The organism is Pseudomonas sp. NY15356, from assembly GCF_048068175.1.
Classification (GTDB): Bacteria; Pseudomonadota; Gammaproteobacteria; order Pseudomonadales; family Pseudomonadaceae; genus Aquipseudomonas; species Aquipseudomonas putida_K.
The window spans coordinates 1-245 of record NZ_JBLUPW010000107.1 but is presented as its reverse complement, the minus strand read 5'-3'; the positions used below and the strand labels follow the sequence as shown (position 1 = coordinate 245).

1 protein-coding gene is annotated in these 245 nt (G+C 64.1%); it reads right to left on the bottom strand.

What is annotated here, in order from left to right; genetic code table 11:
* On the bottom strand, positions 1 to 245 hold a 245-nt coding region (locus tag ACNFCI_RS24150; protein WP_416768451.1), incomplete at both ends, for a hypothetical protein.

The following is a 245-nucleotide window of genomic DNA, read 5'->3' as shown; positions in this document are numbered from 1 at the left end:
AATGGCTTTGTCGTACTCGTAGCGAATTCGCTGGCCCTTGGCATCCTGGCGGCTGCTCGGCAAACCCCGGGCCGTGCGCAGCAGGCGGGTGGTCTGGCCCTTGCCGTCGGTATGGCTGAGCACCTGGCCATAGACGTTGTAGGTGAAGGTTTCCGAGGTGCCGTCCGGGTGGGTGATCTTCAGTACCTCACCGTCCGGTTTGCGCTCCAGCGTGGTGGTCTGGTTCAGCGCGTCGGTGACGGCGA